This is a genomic window from Bradyrhizobium sp. 164 (assembly GCF_023073715.1).
Classification (GTDB): Bacteria; Pseudomonadota; Alphaproteobacteria; order Rhizobiales; family Xanthobacteraceae; genus Bradyrhizobium.
On record NZ_JADPKA010000097.1, the window covers coordinates 255230 to 276809 of the forward strand.

The window sequence follows — 21580 nt, forward strand, 5'->3', positions numbered from 1 at the left end:
GTTGCGCTCCAGAGGTCACAATCGTGAGCATGTCAGTGAAGCGGCGCGGTGGCCGCGTCGTACTGGTAGATCCAATCGTATCGCGCAGCCGTCGCGTCCGGTGCCCACTGGGTCTTGATGTAGTCACCCGCTGTCTCCGGCTTGCACAGCGCCTGGTTATGAAAGATCGGCAGCATGCCGGCCGCCGATTTTGCGACCTTGGTGGTGCGATCGAGCCGCAGGCCCTGATACGTCTTGAATACCGCCGCGATGTCATCGGGATTCTCCTCGAAGCAACGGGCGAGGACGGATGCATCCTCCAGGGCCATGTTCACGCCCTGCCCGAGGTACGGCAGCATCGAATGGCAGGCGTCGCCGAGCAGGGTGACGCATCCCTTCGACCACGTACCCAGCGACGGCCGCACGAACAGTCCCCACTTGTTCAGGGTATCCACATTCCCGACCAGTTCGATGATGTCCGGATGCCAGCCCTTGAAGTCCTTCAGGCATTCCTCGACAGAACCCTTCTCCGACCAGGATTCGAGGAGCCAGTCGTCATGGTCGACCTGGCCCGAAAAGGTCATCATGACGGTGTTCTGCCAACGGACCGGATAGGCAGTGACATGAGCGGTGGGTCCGATCCAGGTTGCCACCTCGGGTTCGCGCTGATGCCGCGCAAGGCGGTCGACGGGCACGAGACCACGCCAGGCGATGGCCTTCGTGTACTCGCTCTCGATGTTGCCGATGAGGCCAAGGCGGACCTTCGAATGCGCACCGTCAGCGCCGATCAGCGCGCGTCCTTCGACTTCGGAGCCATCAGCAAGCTTGGCCCGAACCCCTTCGTCGTCTTGACTGAACCCGACAACGTGGGCGCTCAGATGAATGGCGCCCGGCTTCAACTCGCGCACGCCGTCGACGAGAATCTTCAGCAGGTGAGCACGGAGCAGCAGATAGGGCTGATTGCGCGCCGCGTCGGAGCTGCGGTTGTAGAGCGGCCACCTATCACCGGTGTTCCAGAGCCGGATCGAGCGTCGCTCGGCCGCGATGCAGTTCTGCTCGACCTGTTCGGTGAGGCCGAGATCCCGAAGAACGCGCACGCCGTTCATGGAGATCCAAAGGCCGGCTCCGACCTCGCGCAACTCGGACGCTTGCTCAAATACGTCACAATCGATGCCGCGACGAAGCAGCGAAAGCGCCATCGCCAAGCCGCCGATGCCGGCGCCGGCAATGAGGACACTCGATTTACTGACCTGTTCAAGAATCATGATATCTCCAAACGACATTGCGCTATCTTGCGACGGGCTCGGCGGCGTCTTCGGAGACTTGCTCGGCGGCAAGGCTCCTTACGGCCTCGACAATCTTGGCGTATCCGGTGCAGCGGCAGAGGTTGCCGTGCAGGTAGTGACGGATTTCTTCGTCAGTCGGGTGCGGCGTCGCCTTCAGCAACGCTGTGACAGCCATAATGAAGCCCGGCGTGCAGAAGCCGCACTGAAGGCCGCCGTGAAGCACGAACGCCTTCTGAATCCGCGATAGGCCCCCGGGCGGCGTTACGCCCTCGATCGTCGTGACCTCCCGCTGATCGACATCGACGGCGAGCGTGGTGCAACTCGAGATCGGCTCACCGTCGAGCAGAACGGTGCAGGCGCCGCACACCTCCATGTCACAGGAGCGCTTCGTCCCCTTCAGGCCAAGGCGATCCCGGATCAGGTCGATCAATAGCGTATGGGCAGGAACGTCGATCGCGATCGCCTGGCCGTTCAGCGAGAATGAAATGGGCAGCACATGTGTCATTTCACGCGCTCCCGGCTGCGGCGATCGCCTCGTCCGCGTTTCGGAGAAGCAAGACACCTGCAAGGTGCCGCTTATATTCGGCGCCGCCATGCCGATCCTCGTTGACTTCCAACTCGCCCAGCGCCGTCGGGAGCACCGCCTCGATCGCCGGGCGGACTTCAGCGACGGATATGCCCTGGAGGACATCTTCGATGGCCTTCAAAGGCTGAGGTCGCGAACCGAGCGCTCCGACCCGCACGCGGGCGCTTCTGATCGTCCTTCCGCTGGGGCCCAGCGACCAAGCCATCGCGACATTCACCGAGGGCCTCTCACCATGCTTGAACCGCCGATAGGTCACCGGTCCGGTAGGGCGCGAAAACGCAATGACTGTCAGAAGCTCATCCGGCTCCCGCACCGTTTCCAGCTCACTTCGGATGAAATCGTCAGCGTGAACGACACGCGTACCGCTGGGGCCAATAAGCACCAGCCGTGCGTCCAAGGCCGCGAGCATAGTCAGCGGATCGGCGTGGGGCTCTCCGAAGCACAGATTGCCTCCGATCGTTCCAACGCTGCGGATCCTGATGTTCGCAACGTTGGCACAGAGCGAGGACAGCGCCGGCACATGCGCGCGAATAACAGGATCATTGGCGATCTTGTTGTGCGTACAGCGCGCACCGAGTTCGATGTCATTCGCATCGTTCAGAGCAATGCGGTCAAGTCCGTTGATTCCCTTAATGTCGATGAGCCGGTCCGTATGGATGACGCGCAACTTCAACGCCAGTAGCAATTCGGTTCCGCCGGAGTAGAACATGCCGTCACCGGACTTTCCGACCGCACGTACGGCGCCGGCAATCGTCGAAGGCCTCTCGAATGCGAAGGGTGAAGGCAGCATGATCAGGTCGCGCCCAACATTTCTTTGAGCCGCTTCTCGAACTCCTCGAAGTTCTGATCGACGCGACGCTTGATGACGCCGAACCCCATAGTCGCGAGGCGACCTTGCACGTCGACCTTCGCGTCCACGGCGAATGTGGACCCCGCCCCTTCCGGCGTCACAGTCACGTCGAGAACAACCGCCAGCCTCGTCCCGGTGATCTTGTCGCGGCCCGTGGCGCGCGTGCGGACGTGAGACGGCTCCGTTATCGATTCAACGATGATGTCGGCCGGGACCTCGACCTTGAACGGGCCGATCTTCTGTTTGACGGTCGCTTTGTAAGTTGCAAGCCGCTCGATTTCCTCGACGTTTTCGCAGCCGGGGATGCAACCCGATATGCGAGGGACGTCGATCAGCGTGCTCCAAAGCTCCGCCGGCGTCGCGGGCACCACCATCGACATATTGAATTCCATGAATTCAGTTCCTCTTCTGCAGGGCGCGCCATACCTTTTCGGGCGTCATTGGCAGCTCGGTGATCCGAATGCCGTAGGCGGAGAACAGCGCATTGGCGATCGCGGGCGCGACCGGAAGGATCGCTCCCTCGCCCATTCCCTTGGCGCCGCCTGGACCGGGACCGTCGCCGTTTTCGACAAGGATGGTGTCAAACACGGGGGGAACGTCGGAGATGCGCGGTATCGAATAATCGATCGGCGTCGCATTGACCGGCTGGCCATCCTCGAACTCCAGCACTTCATAAAGTGCGTGTCCGAGGCCCATGATTGCAGCCCCCTCGTCCTGCCCTTCCGCCGCAACGCGATTGATCACGCGGCCGACGTCAGCGGCGCTGGCATATCGGGTGACATGGATCTCGCCGGTGTCTTCATCGACAATGATTTCAGCGAGGCCCGCGGAAGTCTCCCAGAACAGAGGGGACTCAACCAGGGCGCCCTTCTTCGAGCGTGGCGTAATCGCGCCGCGGCCGATGACCTCTCCCGAATCGACACCCAGCGTGCGGTGAAAAATCTGGTGGAAAGTGAGAACCTCGGATCCGGTCGTGACACCGCCCTCAACAAGCGAGAGGTTCTCCCGGGGAAGCTCCCAAACATCAGCAACCATTTCGAGTATCTGATCGGCTGCGTCGAGTGCGGCATTCTCGACGGAAAGGCCGACGACCACGGTCGATCGGCTTGCGCCTGTGCCCCAGTCGTAAGGGGCGACGGCCGTATCGGTGCGCAAGACGGTTACCGCGGAGGCTGGCTGCTTCAAGGTCTGCGATGCGATGCGCGCCATGGTCGCGTGCGCGCCCTGGCCGACTTCAATGCTGGAGACCGAAACGAGGATCGACCCGTCGATCTTGAGACGTACGATCGCGTTACTAATCGGCGTATTGGCCGGATCGGTCGCGGCGACTGCCAATCCGCGCGCTTGCCGGTTGGAGGCCTTCACGTCCGATGCGAACGACTGGGTCACTCGGCCCATCAGCTCACTCATATCCATATCGAACGCCCGCAAATCGGGGCGGATGCGCTCACCGCGGGACGCCAAATTCCGCAACCGAAACTCGGACGGATCCATGCCGATTGCCGCCGCGACATTATCCATGTGCGATTCTTTGGCCCAAACAGCTTGCGGCCCCCCGATCGAGCGGAACGCCGCACCTGGAACGGTGTTCGTGTAGACCGCGCAGGCCTCAAGACGCAGATTGGGCACCGCGTAGGGGCCCATGATGCGATTTGCCGCTTTAGTGGCGACGGCCGAGCCTGTGTCGGAATATGCCCCGCCATCGAGCAGCAGTTTGGCGCTCTTGGCGAGGATCCGTCCGTTGGCGTCCACAGCCGTTCGAATCGTGATGTCGGCGCCCAACCTTCTGCACGTGAGCATCGATTCAGCTATGGATTGGGCAATCCGGACCGGGCGCTGCACCTTCCACGAAGCAGCGGCGACCAAAGGCTCAATCTTCACCGAGGCCTTGCCGCCAAACCCTCCGCCGACAAACGGAACGATCACCCGGACCTTGGCCAGTTGCAGCCCGAAGAGGCGCGATAGCACTTTCTGAACAGCGGTCGGCGTTTGTGCACCTGCCCAAACCGTCAGAGAGTCCCGCTGGAAATCCGCAATGACCGCATGCGGCTCCATTGCGAAGTGAGAAATGGCCGGGAAGGTGAAGCGATCTTCGTGGATATACGCTGCGGTCGCCTCCGCCGCGTCAACGTCTCCGACGTTGTTCCGGTAAGTGTGGAAAATGTTGGTGTTCTGGGTCGGCCGGGCGCCGCCCTTGAAATAAAAGTCTTCCAGATTTTCATGGCGCTCGTGGATGAGCGGCGCTTCTTCCGCTAGGGCTTCCTGGATGGTCGTTGCGCGCGGAAGGTCATCGTATCCCACATCGACTAGTTCTGCGGCGTTTTCTGCGATCTCGATTGTCTCCGCGATTACCACGGCGACGGGTTCGCCCACATATCTCACGCGGTCGGTCGCAATGATCGGCCGGTCTTTAAGCACAACGCCCCAGTTACCGAACGAGGCGACGTCTTCGCCGATCAGCACGTCCACAACGCCGTCCATGGCCCGTGCAACGCTCGAATCGACAGAAGCGATGCGGGCATGAATGGCTGGCGAGCGAACCACAAACCCATGCAGCATCCCCGGAACCGTCAGGTCGGTAACGTACTCGGCGCGGCCCGTAACCTTTTCGATCAGGTCGGGCCGAACGGAACTCATGTTGTCAATCGCCGACATACGCAAATCCGATGGTACTTTGGTGCGCCGGTCCGTAAGGCGTGAAGCCAAGGTCCGGGGAGCAATCTTAGGACACTACAACATTTATCACTTGTATGCAAGTGCTGCACTTGCTTGCAAGTATCAGATGTTCTCTTCCCGTGATCGGAGGCAAGCCGGGGCGAATCGGTCTAGCCCAGCGCGTGCGAGAATGGGTTTGCCTCTTAGGCGGAGCGGATTTCGATATGCGAACGACGGACGCATCGAAGCGAGCCACTTCCGGGGCTCTCAACGAAGCAAATCGCATTAAACAGAATGAAGTCGAACAAAGATGGATTTCCTAGGTCGGGAAATGTAGACAATCGGCCGGCACCGGAGACCTTCGGAGCTTGAGGCCTGTATTTCTTGAACTGAGGCAACCTACGGCAAGGAAGCAAAAAGTGGTGCAACCCAAGACAAAGCCGCGCGCGGCCGGGAAAGTGAAAGAAGCTATAGATTCGTACCGGCTGGATGACGCACCGGGCTTTTTGTTGCGAGTCGCGCTCCGTACTCACACGTCCATCTTTGCCGCTAAGATGATTGAAGAATTAACGGGGCCCCAATTCTCGACGCTAGCGAAATTGAAGGAGGTAGGCCCTTGCTCGCAAAACCACTTAGGACGGCTAATTCATTATGATTCGGCGACCATCACCGGCGTTATCAATCGCCTGAAATCTCGCGGCCTCATCAAGAGCTCCAAAGACCCTCTGGATCCGCGGCGACGCGAGATAGATTTGACCGAGAAGGGAAGACGGATAGCGAACGCAGCGATTGAAACTATTGGCGAGATTTCCGGCGAGACATTCGCTCCGCTGACCCAAGATGAATTTCGAGCGCTCACCGAAATCTTGAAGAAGATCATACGACGCTGATCAACCGGCTTCGAGCGGCACTAGATATCGTCAGCAGCCGAGAAAAAGGGCCCGGCGATCGCGCCGGGCCGAGTAGAGGGAGGAAAACGAAAGATCGCAAATCTTTCGCAGACGCCGAATGCGGAATTCGATCGTAGAAACCCTACGAACGACCTCCGGCAGCAATACTATCGTACATGTCAGACCGCATTTTGTGCTGAAGTCGGCATCTCTCCGCACCGTTTCCGGCATTTGACGGGTCGTACGATTTCGACAGCACGACAAAGAGCGCGCGCGAGACTTGGAAGGTCCCGATCACCAGGCTCCACGCGTCCGGTTCATTTCATCGCCCGGCTCCGATCTCGCAATGCCCGCACCGCCGTACCCGCCTTTGCAATTCAGAGATCCGAATCTCCTGCCAAGGGATGACTGCCGGTCCCCGTTGCGTCGATGAGTATCTATTCCATGACTCTGCGCGCTGAATGAATCGTGCTAGTGACCCGAGGGGCTGTCCTCAATCGTCCCTACCTAGCGCGCGGAGTATCTTCCTTCTATAGCTCGCCAGGTCGAACAGGAGTCTTGGCACTCTTTTGAGCGCAATCGCCTTGCCCTCGATTGCGAGATGTAGAACTCGTACCAATCTGGCAAGACCAAGTTCTACAAACGCGAGCCGAACATGCGGATCGTTCACAATCCTGAGCTGGTTGTCTACAATGACGATGGATGCCGCGAGATCAGGTTTCGTCTCCAGAACGAAGTCTCGACATGCCGCGGCAAATTCCTCCTCTTGAACGCTCAAAGGTACCTTTACTTCCCTGCGAGAACTCCCCGCCATATTCGGGTCCCCTATGAACGAACGGCAACGAGGCACCTGATGCCGGCTCAAGTTTTTGGATTTCTAGTGGCTCGCGCGCTTGGTCGATCTCTTCGGACCCGGCAACACATCCGTGCAAACACCTTCATACACTTCGCCAGCCAGGCCTATTGTCTCTCCGAACGTCGGATGCGGATGGATGGTCTTGCTGAGATCAATTGCATCGGCGCCCATCTCGATCGCCAGGCAGATTTCTCCAATCATGTCGCCAGCGTGCGGGCCAACGTTCACACCGCCGATGATGCGGTGCGTCTCTTGGTCGATGATCAGCTTGTTCATGCCATAAGACGCGCCCGAGGCGATCGCTCTGCCCGAGGCAGCCCACGGAAACTTCGCGGATCTAACGTGCCTGCCTGAGGAGGCCGCTTCATGTTCCATGATGCCAACCCAGGCCACCTCAGGATCAGTGTAGGCGACGTTCGGGACGATCTTCGCGTCAAAGAAGCTCTTGAGCCCGGCAGCCGCTTCTGCCGCGACATGCCCCTCGTGAACCGCCTTATGGGCGAGCATCGGGTTACCCGCGACATCGCCGATCGCGAAAATATGAGGCAAATTCGTCCGCATTTGCCTATTGACTGCAACGAAACCTATGCGTCGCATCTTACACCAATCTTCTCCAAGCCCAGATTTGCGCTGTTAGGCACTTTGCCTGCGGACTGCAGGATCAAATCGTACGTTCGACGCCCCGGCTTTGAGCTTTCAATCTGGACCGATACGCCGTTACTATCTGCCGTGGCGCTTACTATATGCCGCCTCACTGTGCCCGAGCCGAGCATTGAGCTTCTGGATCAGCTGATCCGCGGCGTCTGAGATCACGGTACCGGGCGGGAAGATGGCTTCGGCACCGGCGGCGTAGAGCTCATCATAGTCCTGCGGCGGCACCACGCCGCCGATGATGATCATGATGTCCTCGCGGCCTTGCTTCTTCAGCGCGGCCTTCAGCTCCGGCACCGCGGTGAGATGGGCGGCGGCAAGCGAGGAGACGCCGAGGATGTGCACGTCGTTCTCGACCGCCTGGCGGGCGGCCTCGTCAGCGGTCGCAAACAGCGGCCCGATGTCGACGTCGAAGCCGATATCGGCAAAGGCGGACGCAATCACCTTCTGGCCGCGGTCGTGGCCGTCCTGGCCGATCTTCGCCACGAGAATGCGCGGGCGTCGACCTTCCGCCTCCTCGAAGGCGTCGATCAGCGCCTGCACCTTTTCGACCTGATTACCCATGGCGGACGCCTCCCGCTTGTAGACGCCGGTGATGGACTTGATCTCGGCGCGGTGGCGGCCGAACACTTTTTCCATCGCGTCAGAAATTTCGCCGACGGTCGCCTTCGCGCGCGCCGCGTCGATCGCAAGCGCCAGAAGGTTGCCGTTGCCTTCGCCGGCCGAGCGCGTCAGCGCCGCGAGCGCGGCATCCACGTCCTTCTGGTTGCGCTCGGACTTCAGCCGCGCCAGCTTGTCGATCTGCAGCCGCCGGACATTGGTGTTGTCGACCTTGAGGATATCGATCGGCACCTCGTCGGTCGGCTTGTACTTGTTGACGCCGATCACCGCCTGCCGGCCGGCATCGATGCGGGCCTGCGTCTTGGCCGAGGCCTCCTCGATGCGCAGCTTCGGCACGCCGGCCTCGATCGCCTTGGCCATGCCGCCGAGCTCCTCGACCTCCTGGATATGGCCCCACGCCTTGGCCGCGAGGTCGCGCGTCAGCCGCTCGACATAATAGGAGCCGCCCCAAGGATCGATGATCCGGGTCGTGCCGCTTTCCTGCTGCAGGAAGAGCTGCGTGTTGCGCGCGATGCGCGCCGAGAAATCCGTCGGCAGCGCCAGGGCCTCGTCGAGCGCGTTGGTGTGCAGCGATTGGGTGTGGCCTTGCGTCGCCGCCATCGCCTCCACGGTGGTGCGCATCACATTGTTGAAGACATCCTGCGCCGTCAGCGACCAGCCCGAGGTCTGGCAATGCGTGCGCAGGGAGAGCGAGCGCGGATCCTTCGGGTTGAACGGCTTCAGGAGTTTTGCCCAGAGCAGGCGCGCGGCGCGCATCTTGGCGACTTCCATGAAGAAGTTCATGCCGATCGCCCAGAAGAACGACAGGCGCGGCGCGAAGCGATCGACATCGAGACCGGCGGCTAGTCCCGCACGCAGATATTCGACGCCGTCGGCGAGCGTATAGGCGAGCTCGAGGTCCTGCGTCGCGCCGGCCTCCTGCATGTGATAGCCGGAGATCGAGATCGAATTGTATTTCGGCATCTTCTGCGAGGTGAAGGCGAAGATGTCGGAAATGATCCGCATCGAAGGCGAGGGCGGATAGATATAGGTGTTGCGCACCATGAACTCTTTCAGAATGTCGTTCTGAATCGTCCCTGAGAGTTTTTCCGGCGGCACGCCCTGTTCGCCTGCGGCTGCGACGTACAACGCGAGGATCGGCAGCACTGCGCCGTTCATGGTCATGGACACGCTCATCTGGTCGAGCGGGATGCCCGCAAACAGCGTTCGCATGTCGTAGATGGAGTCGATGGCCACGCCGGCCATGCCGACGTCGCCGGCCACCCGCGGATGATCGGAATCATAGCCACGATGGGTTGCGAGATCGAAGGCGACCGAGAGGCCCTTCTGTCCGGCAGCCAAATTGCGCCGATAGAACGCATTGGAATCCTCCGCCGTGGAGAAGCCGGCATATTGCCTGACCGTCCAGGGCTGGTTGACATACATGGTCGGGTAGGGCCCGCGCAGATACGGCGCGATACCTGGCCAGGTCTCAAGGAAATCGAGCCCGGCGATATCTGCTTCTCCGTATGCCGACTTGACCGGAATGCCCTCCGGAGTCGCCCACGGATCGACGGGAACAGAAGAAGCGACGACCGAGCACCTTTCGAAAGCAACATTTGCAAAATTCGGGATATCGCTGATGGATGACATTTGAGTGCTCGCGTTCGATTGGCAATTATCCAAAGGCGATCTTCGGGTTTTGGATCCAGTCGTAAGCGGCTTTTAGCGTTGCCAAGACGTCGCAACCGACGTGGATGAAGCTGCCGATGCCAGCCCGCCGAAACGCGGCCTCGAATTGAGAGGGAAGTCCCGCCAAATAGATGTGCCTAGCACCGACTTGCTGGAGCGCTTGGGCGGAGTTTTCGGCGCGCTCCGCATAGATCTTATCGCTGGAGCAAAGGCAGGCGAGTTCGGCACCAGAGTTCGTGAATGCAAGGGCAAGCTCGGCTGGATCGGCGATGCCTGCGCCGTCGATAGCCTCAATTCCTCCGGCTTCGAAGAAGCTCTTCGCGAAGGTCGCGCGGGCCGTAAAGTCGGTCGGTGTGCCCAGGCTAGCAAGAAACACTCGCGGCCGCACGCCGCGTAGCTTCAATATCGTATCGGACTTGTCGCGGAGCGATTCGAATGGTTCCGCAAGGCGGATTGGCGGCAGTGCATCGAATACGAATCTCTGGTCAATGTTAGGCGGAAGAGCCATCGGTGTTACGTTCAGTACCGCCGCTGCGCCTTCGCCAAGGTTTGCGAACTCGCTCACTCCGGTCAGCGGGTCGCGGCGCTTCGCGAGATTTGCACCGCGCGCTGTGCGCGTAGCTGTGATCTTCGCCTGAAGCGCTCCCTGCTGGAGAGCGGCAAAGATGCCGCCCGCATTTTCAGTCTCTTGGAAACTCTTCCAGGCCGCGTCGCAAAGCTCCGTTGTTAGCGCCTCAATGCCGCCAGCACCTGCGGCAGGATCGCTAACCTTGGCAAGATTGCTTTCCTCCAGCAGCAGAAGCTGCGTGTTGCGGGCCACGCGCCGGGCAAACGAGTCTGGAAGGCCCAGCGCCAACGTGTGCGGCAGAACCGTGATCGCATTGGCACCGGCGATTCCCGCAGAGAATGTCGCCAAGGTAGCGCGCAACATGTTTACGTAGGGATCGCGCCGGGTCAACATACGCCAGGAGCTGTCGGCCGCGATGAACAGCGGCTTTGGCGCAAGGCCGCACGCCGATTCGATGCGCGCCCAGAGGAGTCGCAACGCGCGGAATTTGGCCATGGTCAAAAACTGGTCGGCGTCAGCAGCGAGTCGCGCATAGATCATACTTCGCGCTTGATCCAGCGGAATGCGCGCCGCCTCCATAGCGTGCAGATATGCCACGCCGCAGGCAAGCACGAAGGCAAGCTCCTGCACTTCTGAGCCGCCGGCATCATGAACGATACGCCCATCGCTCACGGTAAACGGCCCCTTGAATCCCAGCGATAAAAGCCCTTTTACCGTGCTGGCAACAGTTCGCGCGATTTCGTCCCAAGTGTATGGACTGCGTCCGCGGAGGGCGCACGCGCCCAGCGGATCGAGCCCAAATCGAATGTCGCAGATGGCGGGATCGAGGCCGACCGACTTCACATATTCCGCGACATGGATAGCGGTCTTACGCCCGTGTGCACCAATCTGAAGTTCAATTCCAATGCCGGCATCAAGGTGGACGTCTTTTAAAGCTGTGGCGACGGCGCCCGCCGTTTGATCGAGGCCGAACCCGCGGCTGCAGTTGGCCCCGGCAAAGACGAGTGCCAGGCCCGTCGCTCCATTCTCTATATCCTGAAGGGCCTGCCTGTTGGCCGTCACCGCGTCCGGATGATCGATGCGCTGCATGATCTGCCAATGCGCCGCGGGTGCCCTCCCCTCGACCGGCGTAATGTCTTTCGCACGGAGGTAAATCGGCTCGATTCTCAAGCCGTCGTACGTCTTTCCAATCAGCTTTTCGAACGGCGCTCCCTTTAGCACGCCGTCAACCAGCGTGCGCCAGCCCTCGCGTGAAGCAGGCGCAAAGCCCGATGCCAATGCGAACCGTTCGGTATTCATCAGCCCCACTTAGTCCCAAGTGACGCCGAACTGCTCAGCATCACTTCTATCTGTAAGTAACCGGAATTCCTGCAGACAAGCTGCCTATCTCAGGTCGCGACCTCTTGCAGTATTCAGGAAAACTCCAAAATCAGTGCGTCCACCGCCAGCGTGGCCCCCGCACTGGCGTGGATCTTCTTCACGGTGCCGTCCTGCTCGGCGCGCAGCACGTTCTGCATCTTCATGGCTTCGACCACGGCCAGCGTCTCGCCGGCCTTGACCTCCTGCCCTTCGGTCACCGCGATCGAGACGATGAGACCTGGCATCGGACAGAGCAGCTTCTTGCCGGTGTCGGAGGCTGTCGTCACCGGCATCAGCCGGGCCGAAGCCGCCTCCGCTTCGGTCCAGACATAGACCGGCACCTCGACGCCCTGATGCGCGAGGCGGATTCCGTTGGCGATCGGCCGCGCCTGCACCGCGACGACGTGGCCATCGATGGTGCCCTGCCAGACCGGATCGCCCGGCTTCCATGCGGACTGCAGCGGATGCGCATGACCCACCTTGCCCTCGGCGTCGACGAACCGCACCGCGATCGCCTCATCCTCGCGGGCAACCTCGAGCAAAATCTCCTGGCGGTCGAGCCAGACCGCACGGCGGCGCTCGCGCTGCACGATACGGCCGCCCATCTGGCCGGAGATCCGCCGCTTGCGCTCGCCGAGCACGTGATCGATGGCGGCACCGACCGCGGCGATCCGCAGCGCGACCTCGCCTTCGGGCACGCGCACAGAAAAGCCCTTGGGGAATTCTTCCGCGATGAAGCCGGTTGAGAGATTGCCCCCGCGCCAGCGCGGATGATGCATCAGCGCGGACAGGAACGGGATGTTGTGCCTGATGCCATCGACATAGAACGAGTCGAGCGCGGTCGCCTGCGCCTCGATCGCGGCCGCGCGCGACGGCGCATGGGTGACGAGCTTTGCGATCATCGGATCGTAATGGATCGAGATCTCGCCGCCTTCCTGCACGCCGGTGTCGTTGCGCACGGTGATGCCGTCCTTGCTCACTTCCGCCGGCGGGCGATATTTCACCAGCCGCCCGATCGAGGGCAGGAAGTTGCGGAACGGGTCCTCGGCATAGAGGCGCGATTCCACGGCCCAGCCGGTCAGCGTGACGTCCTTCTGCGTGAGCGCGAGTTTCTCGCCGGCGGCAACGCGGATCATCTGCTCGACGAGGTCGACGCCGGTGACGAGCTCGGTGACGGGATGCTCGACCTGGAGACGCGTGTTCATCTCCAGGAAGTAGAAGCTCTTGTCTTGCCCTGCGACGAACTCGACAGTGCCGGCGGAATCGTAATTCACGGCCTTGGCCAGCGCGACCGCCTGCTCGCCCATCTTGCGGCGGGTGGCCTCATCGAGCAGCGGCGACGGCGCCTCCTCGATGACCTTCTGGTTGCGGCGCTGGATCGAGCATTCGCGCTCGCCGAGATAGATGACGTTGCGGTGCTTGTCGCCCAGCACCTGGATCTCGATGTGGCGGGGATCGACGATGAACTTCTCGACGAAGACCCGATCGTCGCCGAACGAGGCCTTGGCTTCGGCCTTGGCGAGATTGAAACCTTCCGCGACCTCGGATGTGGAATGCGCGATGCGCATGCCCTTGCCGCCACCGCCGGCCGAGGCCTTGATCATCACGGGGTAGCCGATCTCGTCGGCGATCTTCACCGCGTGCTTGTCGTCCTCGATGACGCCGAGATAGCCCGGCACGGTCGAGACCTTGGCCTTGGCGGCAGCCTTCTTGGATTCGATCTTGTCGCCCATCGCGGCGATCGCGCCGGGGTTCGGGCCGATGAAGACGATGCCGGCCGCTTCCAGCGCGCGCGGAAACGCCTCGCGCTCGGACAGGAAGCCGTAGCCGGGATGCACGGCCTCGGCGCCGGTCTTGCGGCAGGCCTCGACGATCTTCTCGATCACCAGATAGCTCTCGGCCGCGGCGGGCGGGCCGATCAGAACGGCCTCGTCGGCCATCTCGACATGGAGGGCGTCGCGGTCAGCCTCGGAATAGACGGCAACCGTCTGAATTCCCATCTTGCGTGCGGTCTTGATGACCCGGCAGGCGATTTCGCCGCGATTGGCGATCAGGATGCGTTTGAACATGGTCACAAGGGCAAATTATCGTGCTTCTTCAGGGGCATCTCGACCTTCTTGTCCTTCAGCATCGACAACGCCCGCGCGATCCGCTTGCGGGTCGAGTGCGGCATGATGACGTCATCGATGTAGCCGCGCTCGGCGGCGATGAAGGGTGACAGGAAGCGGTCCTCGTATTCCTTGGTGCGCGCGGCGATCTTGTCGGAGTCGCCGATGTCACTGCGGAAGATGATCTCGACCGCGCCCTTGGCGCCCATCACCGCGATCTGCGCTGTCGGCCAGGCGTAGTTCATGTCGGCGCCGATCTCCTTGGAGGCCATGACGTCGAAGGCGCCGCCATAGGCCTTGCGGGTGATGATGGTCACCAGCGGCACAGTGCACTGCGAATAGGCGAACAGCAGCTTGGCGCCGTGCTTGATCAAGCCGCCATACTCCTGCGCGGTGCCGGGGAGGAAGCCCGGCACGTCGACGAAGGTGACGATGGGAATATTGAAGGCATCGCAGAAGCGGACGAAGCGCGCCGCTTTCCGCGAGGCGTCGCTGTCGAGCACGCCGGCCAGCACCATCGGCTGGTTGGCGACGAAGCCGACGGTGCGGCCGGCGATGCGGCCGAAGCCCGTGACGATGTTCTTGGCGAACAGGTCCGCGATCTCGAAGAAGTCGCCCTCGTCCACGACCTTCAGGATCAATTCCTTCATGTCGTAGGGCTTGTTCGGATTGTCCGGGATCAGCGTGTCCAAGGACATGTCGACTCGGCCGATGTCGTCGAAGCTCGGCCATTCCGGCACGCCGTCGGTGTTGTTAGCAGGCAGGAAGTCGATCAGCCGCCGCATCTGCAGCAGCGTCTCGACGTCGTTCTCGAAGGCGCCGTCCGCGATCGAGGAGCGCGTGGCGTGCACGCTGCCGCCGCCAAGCTCTTCGGCGGTGACGACCTCGTTGGTCACGGTCTTCACCACGTCGGGGCCGGTGACGAACATGTAGCTGGTGTTCTTCACCATGAAGATGAAGTCGGTCATCGCCGGCGAATAGACGTCGCCGCCGGCGCAGGGACCCATGATGACGGAGATCTGCGGGATCACGCCGGAGGCGAGCACGTTGCGGCGGAACACGTAGGAATAGCCGGCGAGCGCGGCGACGCCTTCCTGGATGCGCGCGCCGCCTGCGTCATAAAGCCCGATGATCGGGGCGCGGGCCTTCATTGCCATGTCCTGAAGTTTTGTGATCTTCAGCGCGTGGGTCTCGGATAGCGAGCCGCCGAACACGGTGAAGTCTTTCGCGAAGACGAAGGTTTTGCGGCCGTTGACGGTGCCCCACCCCGTGACCACGCCGTCGCCCGGCACCTTGGACTTCTCCATGCCGAACTCGGTCGAGCGGTGTTCGACGAACATGTCGAACTCCTCGAACGAATGCTTGTCGAGCAGCAGATCGATCCGCTCCCGCGCGGTGAGGCGGCCGCGCGCATGCTGCGCGTCGATGCGCTTCTCGCCGCCGCCGAGCTTGGCGCCGGCGCGACGTTGTTCAAGGGCCTCGATAACGGACATCGATTGAGCCAACTGATCTACCGCTTTCTAGCGATTGGAGGCAGGTCGGTGCAAATGCCCTCATGGACTTCGGCAGCCATGCCGATCGTCTCGCCGAGGGTCGGATGGGGGTGAATGGTCTTTCCGATATCGATCGCGTCAGCCCCCATTTCGATAGCGAGACAGATTTCCCCGATCATATCGCCGGCATGCGGTCCGACGATCACGCCCCCGACGATGCGACCGGTTTCGGCGTCGAACAGCAGCTTCGTCATGCCATAGGACGCGCCCGACGCGATGGCCCGGCCGGACGCGGCCCATGGGAATTTTGCCGAACGGATCTTCCGTCCGGATTCGGCGACATCACGCTCGGACTTGCCGACCCAGGCGATCTCAGGATCGGTGTAGGCGACATTGGGGACGATCTTCGCGGTAAAGGCCGCCGGCTTCCCGGCAGCTACTTCCGCGGCGACGTGCCCCTCGTGAACGGCCTTGTGCGCCAGCATCGAACCGCCGACGACGTCGCCGATGGCGAAGACGTTGCGCGCCGTCGTTCTCATCTGCTCGTCGACCTGAATGAAGCCGTTCGAATCGATGGCAACGTCGATCCGTTCGAGGCCGAGCTCGCTACTGTTGGGAACACGGCCGGCCGATTGCAACACCAAATCGTACGATCGTGTCCGTACCGATGCGCCTGTGGTACCGACCCTCACGCCGTCCGGCGTGATTTCGGCGGTTGATACGCTGCTTGCGACGTCGATATGCTCGAAGCGATGCGCGTTGCGCGAACGCCAGATCTTCACCGCGTCGGCATCCACGCCCGCCAGGATATCGGGAAGCCTTTCGACAAGATTGATCTTGGCGCCGAGCGAGCTGTAGACGGTCGCCATCTCCAGCCCGATGATCCCCGCTCCGATCACGAGCATGCGGCCCGGAATGCTTCGCAGCGCGAGCGCGCCGGTCGAGGTCACGACCCGCTCGTCCTTGGGAAGCACCGCCAGCTGCACCGCGCGCGAGCCCGTGGCGATGATGCATTGACCAAATTCAATTTGCTGCGAGCCTGCCCCCTCACCGACAATCTCGAGCCGCATGGCGGAGGCGAATTTCGCGATGCCGCGGATCACCGTGACGCGGCGCGCTGCCGCCATCTGGCTCAGCCCATCCGTCAGCTTCTTGACGGTACCGTGCTTGAAGGCGCGCAGCTCCTGCAGATCGATCTGCGGCGCGGCGAAGCGAATGCCCTTGTCCGCGATCCGTTCGGCTTCCTCCTTGACGGCCGCAACATGAAGCAGCGCCTTCGACGGGATACATCCAACGTTCAGGCAAACTCCGCCCAAGGTGCCGTATCGTTCGACGATCGCGGTGTTCAGTCCAAGGTCTGCGGCCCGAAACGCTGCTGAATAGCCGCCCGGCCCGCCTCCGATCACGACAAGATCGTAGCGCGTATAATCTGTTGCGCGCTGGCCAACATCCTGATCCGCCGAGATCGTCTCGCCTTGCGCGCCCGCTTCGTCCGACGCCGACGCCGTGCCAATCATGGAGCCTTGAGACACCTTGTCTCCAACACGCAGCGACATGCTCGTGATCACCCCTGCGATCGGCGACGGAATCTCCAGCGTGGCCTTGTCGGATTCCACTGTGATCAACGCCTGTTCCCGCACGACGACGTCGCCCGCCCCGACGTGGACCTCGACGACTTCGACGTCTCGGAAATCCCCGATGTCGGGGACCCGGATTTCCTCTGTCCGCATCTGCGTCCTCACAATGCGAAGCGCCGCAGATCGGAGAGCACCGACGCGACGAAGCCCAGAAACCGGGCCCCAGCCACGCCGTCGACGACCCGGTGATCCCACGACAGACTCATCGGAAGGATGAGGCGCGGTTCAAACTCGCGGCCGTTCCAGACCGCCTCGGTGGCGGCCCGCCCGGCGCCGAGGATCGCCACCTCGGGCGCGTTGATAATGGGCGTAAATCCCTGACCGCCGATGCCGCCGAGAGACGACACCGAGAAACAGCCGCCCTGCATGTCGCCCGACGCGAGCTGCCCCGCGTGCGCCTTGTCGGCGAGCGAGCGCATCTCCGCGGCAATCTGCCGAAGGCCCTTCTTATCGCAGTCCCGGATCACCGGCACGACCAGACCTCTCGGCGTGTCGACAGCGACGCCGATGTGGACGTAGTGCTTGAGGATCAACTCATCGCCATCGAGCGACGAATTGAAGCGCGGGTATTTCTGCAGCGCCAAGGCCGCGGCCTTGATCAGCAGCGACACCATGGTGAGCTTCGCCGTGTCCTTCGCGGCCTCGGCATTGGCGAGCTGACGAAAGGCTTCGGCGTCGGTTACATCCGCTCTGTCGAAATTCGTTACATGGGGAATGACGCTCCAGTTGCGCGAGAGGTTCGTACCGGTCAGCTTCTGGATCCGTGTCAGCGGCAGGCGCTCGACCGCGCCGTACCTCTCGAAATCCACCTTGGGCCAATCGACCGAGGCGCCGGGCTCAGGCGCCATCGCCGGTCTCGATCGCATCAGTCCGTTGACGAAGGCCGCCACATCCTCTCGCAAAATCCGGCCCTTGGGGCCTGTGGGCACGACAGAGTCCAGCGTCACGCCGAGCTCACGCGCCAAAGCGCGGACCGACGGCGATGCATGCGCCGCCCCGCTAGGCTGCGGCTGCTGTGCACGTGCTCGCGAGTCATCGACTGGAGCCGCGGGCGCCGGCCGTGACAGCGCCTCCTGCTGCGAGATCCGTTGCTCCACCAGCGGTGCCGACGCAGTCGCCGGCGGAGGCGCGGTGGATTCGTCGCGACCTTCGAGGACCATCAGAACCGAACCTTGAGAAACCCGCACCCCGACGTCGATCATCAGTTTGGCCACCGTGCCTGCGGCTGGGGATGGCACCTCCATCGTCGCCTTGTCGGACTCGATCGACAGCAACGGCATGTCGATCGTGACCTCGTCGCCGACCGACACATTGATTTCGACTACCGGGACATCCTTGTAGTCCCCAATATCTGGCAGAACGACTTCAATTGAACGAGACATGCGCGCTTCGCCCTCTCTCAGCGCGACCAAGGCGATGCAACGCCGGTCGGCAATTCGTAGCTGGCGATGGCTTCGACGACCTGCTCACGCGCCACTTGACCCAAGTTTGCCAGTGCCGACAGCGCCGCAACGACGATCTGCTTGCGATCGACCTCGAAGAACGATCTCAGCGCGGCGCGTGTATCGCTGCGCCCGAAGCCGTCGGTGCCCAGCACCGTATAGGGCGCCTCGATGTAAGAACCGATCAGTTGCGGATACGCCCGGACATAATCCGATGCCGCGACGATCGGCACCTTGCCGCCGAGGCATTGTACGACGTGGCTCTCGACCGGGGTCGACAGTGGCGAGAGCCGATTAGTTCGCTCCACATCGCGCGCCTCCCGCGCCAGCTCGGAAAAGCTCGTTGCCGACCAGACTTCACAGGCCACTTTCCATTCGCTTTGCAGCATCGCTGCGGCGGCGAGCGCCTCCGGGAGAATGGCGCCCGAGCCGACCAGCCTGATCTTCGCCGGCCCGTCAGCGCTCGGCAGAACCCGATAGAGACCCTTGATGATGCCGTCGCGTGCATCGTCGGGCATCGAGGGCTGCGCATAGTTCTCGTTCATCGCCGTGAGGTAATAGAACTCGTCGTTGCCCTGCTCGAGCATCGACCGCATGCCGTGATCGACGATGACGGCCACCTCGTAGGAGAATGCCGGATCGTAGGCCCGGCAGTTCGGAACGGTCGCCGCCATCAGATGGCTGGACCCGTCCTGATGCTGCAAGCCTTCGCCGCCGAGCGTCGTCCGGCCGGCCGTCGCCCCGATCAAAAAGCCACGCGCGCGCTGGTCCGCCGCCGCCCAGATCAGATCGCCGACCCGCTGAAAGCCGAACATCGAATAGTAGATATAGAACGGCAGCAACGGGAAGTTATGGATGCTGTAGGAGGTCGCCGCCGCGGTCCATGACGAAATCGCCCCCGCCTCGGTGATCCCCTCCTCCAGCAATTGACCGTCGATCGCTTCCTTGTAGTACAGCATCGAACCGGCATCTTCCGGCTCGTAGAGCTGTCCCGCCGGCGAGTAGATGCCGACCTGTCTGAACAGGTTCGCCATTCCGAAGGTGCGGGCTTCGTCGGCGACGATCGGAACGATGCGCGGGCCGAGCGTTTTGTCCTTGAGCAAATTGGTGAACAGCCGCACGATCGCCATCGTGGTCGACGTCTCCTTGCCGTCGCCGCGCAGCGCGAACTCCGCGTAGGTTTGCAGCGGCGGCACCGGCAGCGCCGCCGAATCGCGTCGCCGCGCCGGCATGTACCCACCGAGTGCCGCGCGACGGGCGCGTAGGTACTGAATTTCCGCGCTGTCTTCCGCAGGCCTGAAGAATTCCAGATCCTCGACTTGCTTGTTGCTGAGCGGCAGGGCGAACCGGTCGCGGAACGCATACAGCGCGTCGACGTCGAGCTTCTTGGCCTGGTGCGACGTCATACGCGACTCGCCGGCGCCGCCCATGCCGTAGCCCTTCTTGGTCTTCGCCAGAATGACGGTCGGCCGACCCTTAATGTCCTTCGCGGCGGCAAAGGCCGCGAACAGCTTCTTGAAGTCGTGGCCACCGCGCTTCAGGCCGTCGATATCCGCGTCCGACATGTGCGCAACTAGCGCCCGGACCTCGGGATCCTCGCTGAAGAAGTTGGCGAGGTTGTAGGCCCCATCCTTGGCGCCGAGCGTCTGATATTTGCCATCGACGGTGTCGGCGAATTTGCGCAGCAGCGCATGCTTGATATCGCGCGCGAAGATATCGTCCCAGTCCGATCCCCACAGCACCTTGATGACGTTCCAGCCGGCGCCCTGGAAAAGTGATTCGAGTTCCTGAATCACCTGCCCGTTGCCGCGGACCGGCCCATCCAGGCGCTGCAGGTTGCAATTGACGACGAAGGTGAGGTTGTCGAGATTTTCCCGTGCCGCCAGGGCGAGCCCGGCGATCGATTCCGGCTCGTCCATCTCGCCGTCGCCGAACACACCCCAGACGTGACGACCAGCCGTCTGCACCAGGCCGCGATGCTGCAGATACTTCATGAACCGCGCCTGGTAGATCGCGCTGATCGGGCCGAGGCCCATCGACGCCGACGGCACCTGCCAGAACTCTGGCATCAGCCAGGGATGCGGATAGGACGACAGACCGGGGCCACTCAGTTCCTGGCGATACAGCTTCAGATTTTCGTCCGACAATCGGCCTTCGAGATACGCTCGTGCATAGACTCCAGGAGACGAATGCGGCTGGAAATACACCAAGTCCCCCTCCGACTCGGAGCTTGACGCGCGAAAGAAATGATTGAAACCGACTTCGAAGATCTCTGCCGCCGAGGCGTAGCTGGCGACGTGCCCGCCGAGTTCCCCATAGGCCTTGTTGGCACGGACCACCATCGCGAGCGCGTTCCAGCGAATGATTGCCGTCAGGCGGGTCTCGATCGCGATGTCGCCGGGGTAGGGCTTCTGCTGCTCAAGCGGAATCGAATTTCGATAGGGCGAGAACGGCGGAGAGTCCAGCAGAACGCCGAGCTCCTTCGCACGCCGATCGAGCGCAGCCAGGATGTATCGCACGCGCTCGGCACCGGCGCTGTGGTGGAGCGATCCAAGCGAGGCGAGCCAATCGGCGGTTTCGACCGCATCCTGATCGGCGTTGACGGCCTTGCGTGGCGGATCGATGTGTGCAGTCATGCGTCGGGCTCCGAGAAAGCCCGCACTTGGTAGCATCGGGTGCTATGGCACGTGCTGCTGAATACGGCCGCGTTCCGACGGATTGCCCGGCTCCGGCGGGACGCCGAGGCTCGCATTGCAGCATTCTCTGCTGTTGGTTTAATCGGGCGAGTGATCGAGCCGTCGGCCGCCTGACAGGTGCTCCCGCTTGGTCACGGCGCAGCATGCCGCATCGCTCAGCGCTCACGCCGCAGTAGCGGGCATCTTGTCGCAGATCAGCGAACTCGACGGCTCGCCGCGACTAGTGACCTGA

Annotated in this window: 14 protein-coding genes; 1 reads left to right on the plus strand and 13 read right to left on the minus strand. The window is 62.1% G+C overall.

Translation table 11 applies throughout. The annotated features are described in order from the left end of the window. Positions 1–32 precede the first annotated feature (32 nt). Genes IVB01_RS31085 through IVB01_RS31105 form a run of 5 tightly spaced genes read right to left on the minus strand, consistent with a single transcriptional unit; the run spans position 33 to position 5356 of the window. Positions 33–1316 carry an FAD-dependent monooxygenase gene (locus IVB01_RS31085; protein WP_247495139.1) on the minus strand — a complete coding sequence of 428 codons (1284 nt, stop codon included), beginning with the start codon at positions 1314–1316 and terminating at the stop codon, positions 33–35. Continuing rightward, positions 1267–1770 carry a (2Fe-2S)-binding protein gene (locus tag IVB01_RS31090; RefSeq protein WP_247495140.1) on the minus strand — a complete coding sequence of 168 codons (504 nt, stop codon included), beginning with the start codon at positions 1768–1770 and terminating at the stop codon, positions 1267–1269. Before IVB01_RS31090 ends, IVB01_RS31085 begins: the two co-directional genes overlap by 50 nt. A gap of 1 nt (position 1771) precedes the next feature. After that, positions 1772–2641, minus strand: a complete 870-nt coding sequence (locus tag IVB01_RS31095; protein WP_007594422.1) for an FAD binding domain-containing protein — start codon at positions 2639–2641, stop codon at positions 1772–1774. Between the two features lie 2 nt (positions 2642–2643). Beyond that, complete coding sequence (locus IVB01_RS31100) at positions 2644–3093, minus strand: SRPBCC domain-containing protein (protein WP_007594424.1); 450 nt, start codon at positions 3091–3093, stop codon at positions 2644–2646. A gap of 4 nt (positions 3094–3097) precedes the next feature. After that, a complete protein-coding gene (locus IVB01_RS31105) occupies positions 3098–5356 on the minus strand; it encodes a xanthine dehydrogenase family protein molybdopterin-binding subunit (protein ID WP_247495141.1) in 2259 nt (752 codons plus the stop codon). Positions 5357–5775: 419 nt separating this feature from the next. On the opposite strand from IVB01_RS31105, the gene IVB01_RS31110 reads away from it, so the two are divergent. Next, positions 5776–6246, plus strand: coding sequence for a MarR family winged helix-turn-helix transcriptional regulator (locus IVB01_RS31110; RefSeq protein WP_247495142.1), 471 nt, complete (start codon positions 5776–5778; stop codon positions 6244–6246). Between the two features lie 877 nt (positions 6247–7123). On the opposite strand, the gene IVB01_RS31115 is transcribed toward IVB01_RS31110, so the two are convergent. The 8 genes from IVB01_RS31115 to mdeB form a co-directional block, all read right to left on the minus strand. Then, the gene (locus IVB01_RS31115) at positions 7124–7663 is read right to left on the minus strand and encodes an FAD-dependent oxidoreductase (protein ID WP_317246027.1); all 540 of its coding nucleotides are present in this window, start codon (positions 7661–7663) and stop codon (positions 7124–7126) included. 159 nt (positions 7664–7822) lie between these two features. Continuing rightward, the gene (gene scpA / locus IVB01_RS31120; RefSeq protein WP_247495158.1) at positions 7823–9997 is read right to left on the minus strand and encodes a methylmalonyl-CoA mutase; all 2175 of its coding nucleotides are present in this window, start codon (positions 9995–9997) and stop codon (positions 7823–7825) included. Between the two features lie 34 nt (positions 9998–10031). Next, positions 10032–11912 (minus strand): methylmalonyl-CoA mutase family protein, encoded by a 1881-nt coding sequence (locus IVB01_RS31125; protein WP_247495143.1) that lies wholly within the window; start codon positions 11910–11912, stop codon positions 10032–10034. A 113-nt stretch (positions 11913–12025) separates the two neighbouring features. Further along, positions 12026–14041: an acetyl/propionyl/methylcrotonyl-CoA carboxylase subunit alpha gene (locus IVB01_RS31130; RefSeq protein ID WP_247495159.1), complete on the minus strand. Its 2016-nt coding sequence runs from the start codon at positions 14039–14041 to the stop codon at positions 12026–12028. Between the two features lie 2 nt (positions 14042–14043). Beyond that, on the minus strand, positions 14044–15573 hold the full coding sequence (locus tag IVB01_RS31135; RefSeq protein WP_247495144.1) for an acyl-CoA carboxylase subunit beta: 1530 nt from the start codon (positions 15571–15573) through the stop codon (positions 14044–14046). Positions 15574–15590: 17 nt separating this feature from the next. Beyond that, positions 15591–17303 carry a dihydrolipoyl dehydrogenase gene (gene lpdA / locus IVB01_RS31140; protein ID WP_247495145.1) on the minus strand — a complete coding sequence of 571 codons (1713 nt, stop codon included), beginning with the start codon at positions 17301–17303 and terminating at the stop codon, positions 15591–15593. 8 nt (positions 17304–17311) lie between these two features. Next, positions 17312–18592, minus strand: a complete 1281-nt coding sequence (locus IVB01_RS31145) for a 2-oxo acid dehydrogenase subunit E2 (RefSeq protein WP_247495146.1) — start codon at positions 18590–18592, stop codon at positions 17312–17314. A 17-nt stretch (positions 18593–18609) separates the two neighbouring features. Further along, positions 18610–21288 (minus strand): alpha-ketoglutarate dehydrogenase, encoded by a 2679-nt coding sequence (gene mdeB, locus IVB01_RS31150; RefSeq protein ID WP_247495147.1) that lies wholly within the window; start codon positions 21286–21288, stop codon positions 18610–18612. Positions 21289–21580 lie beyond the last annotated feature (292 nt).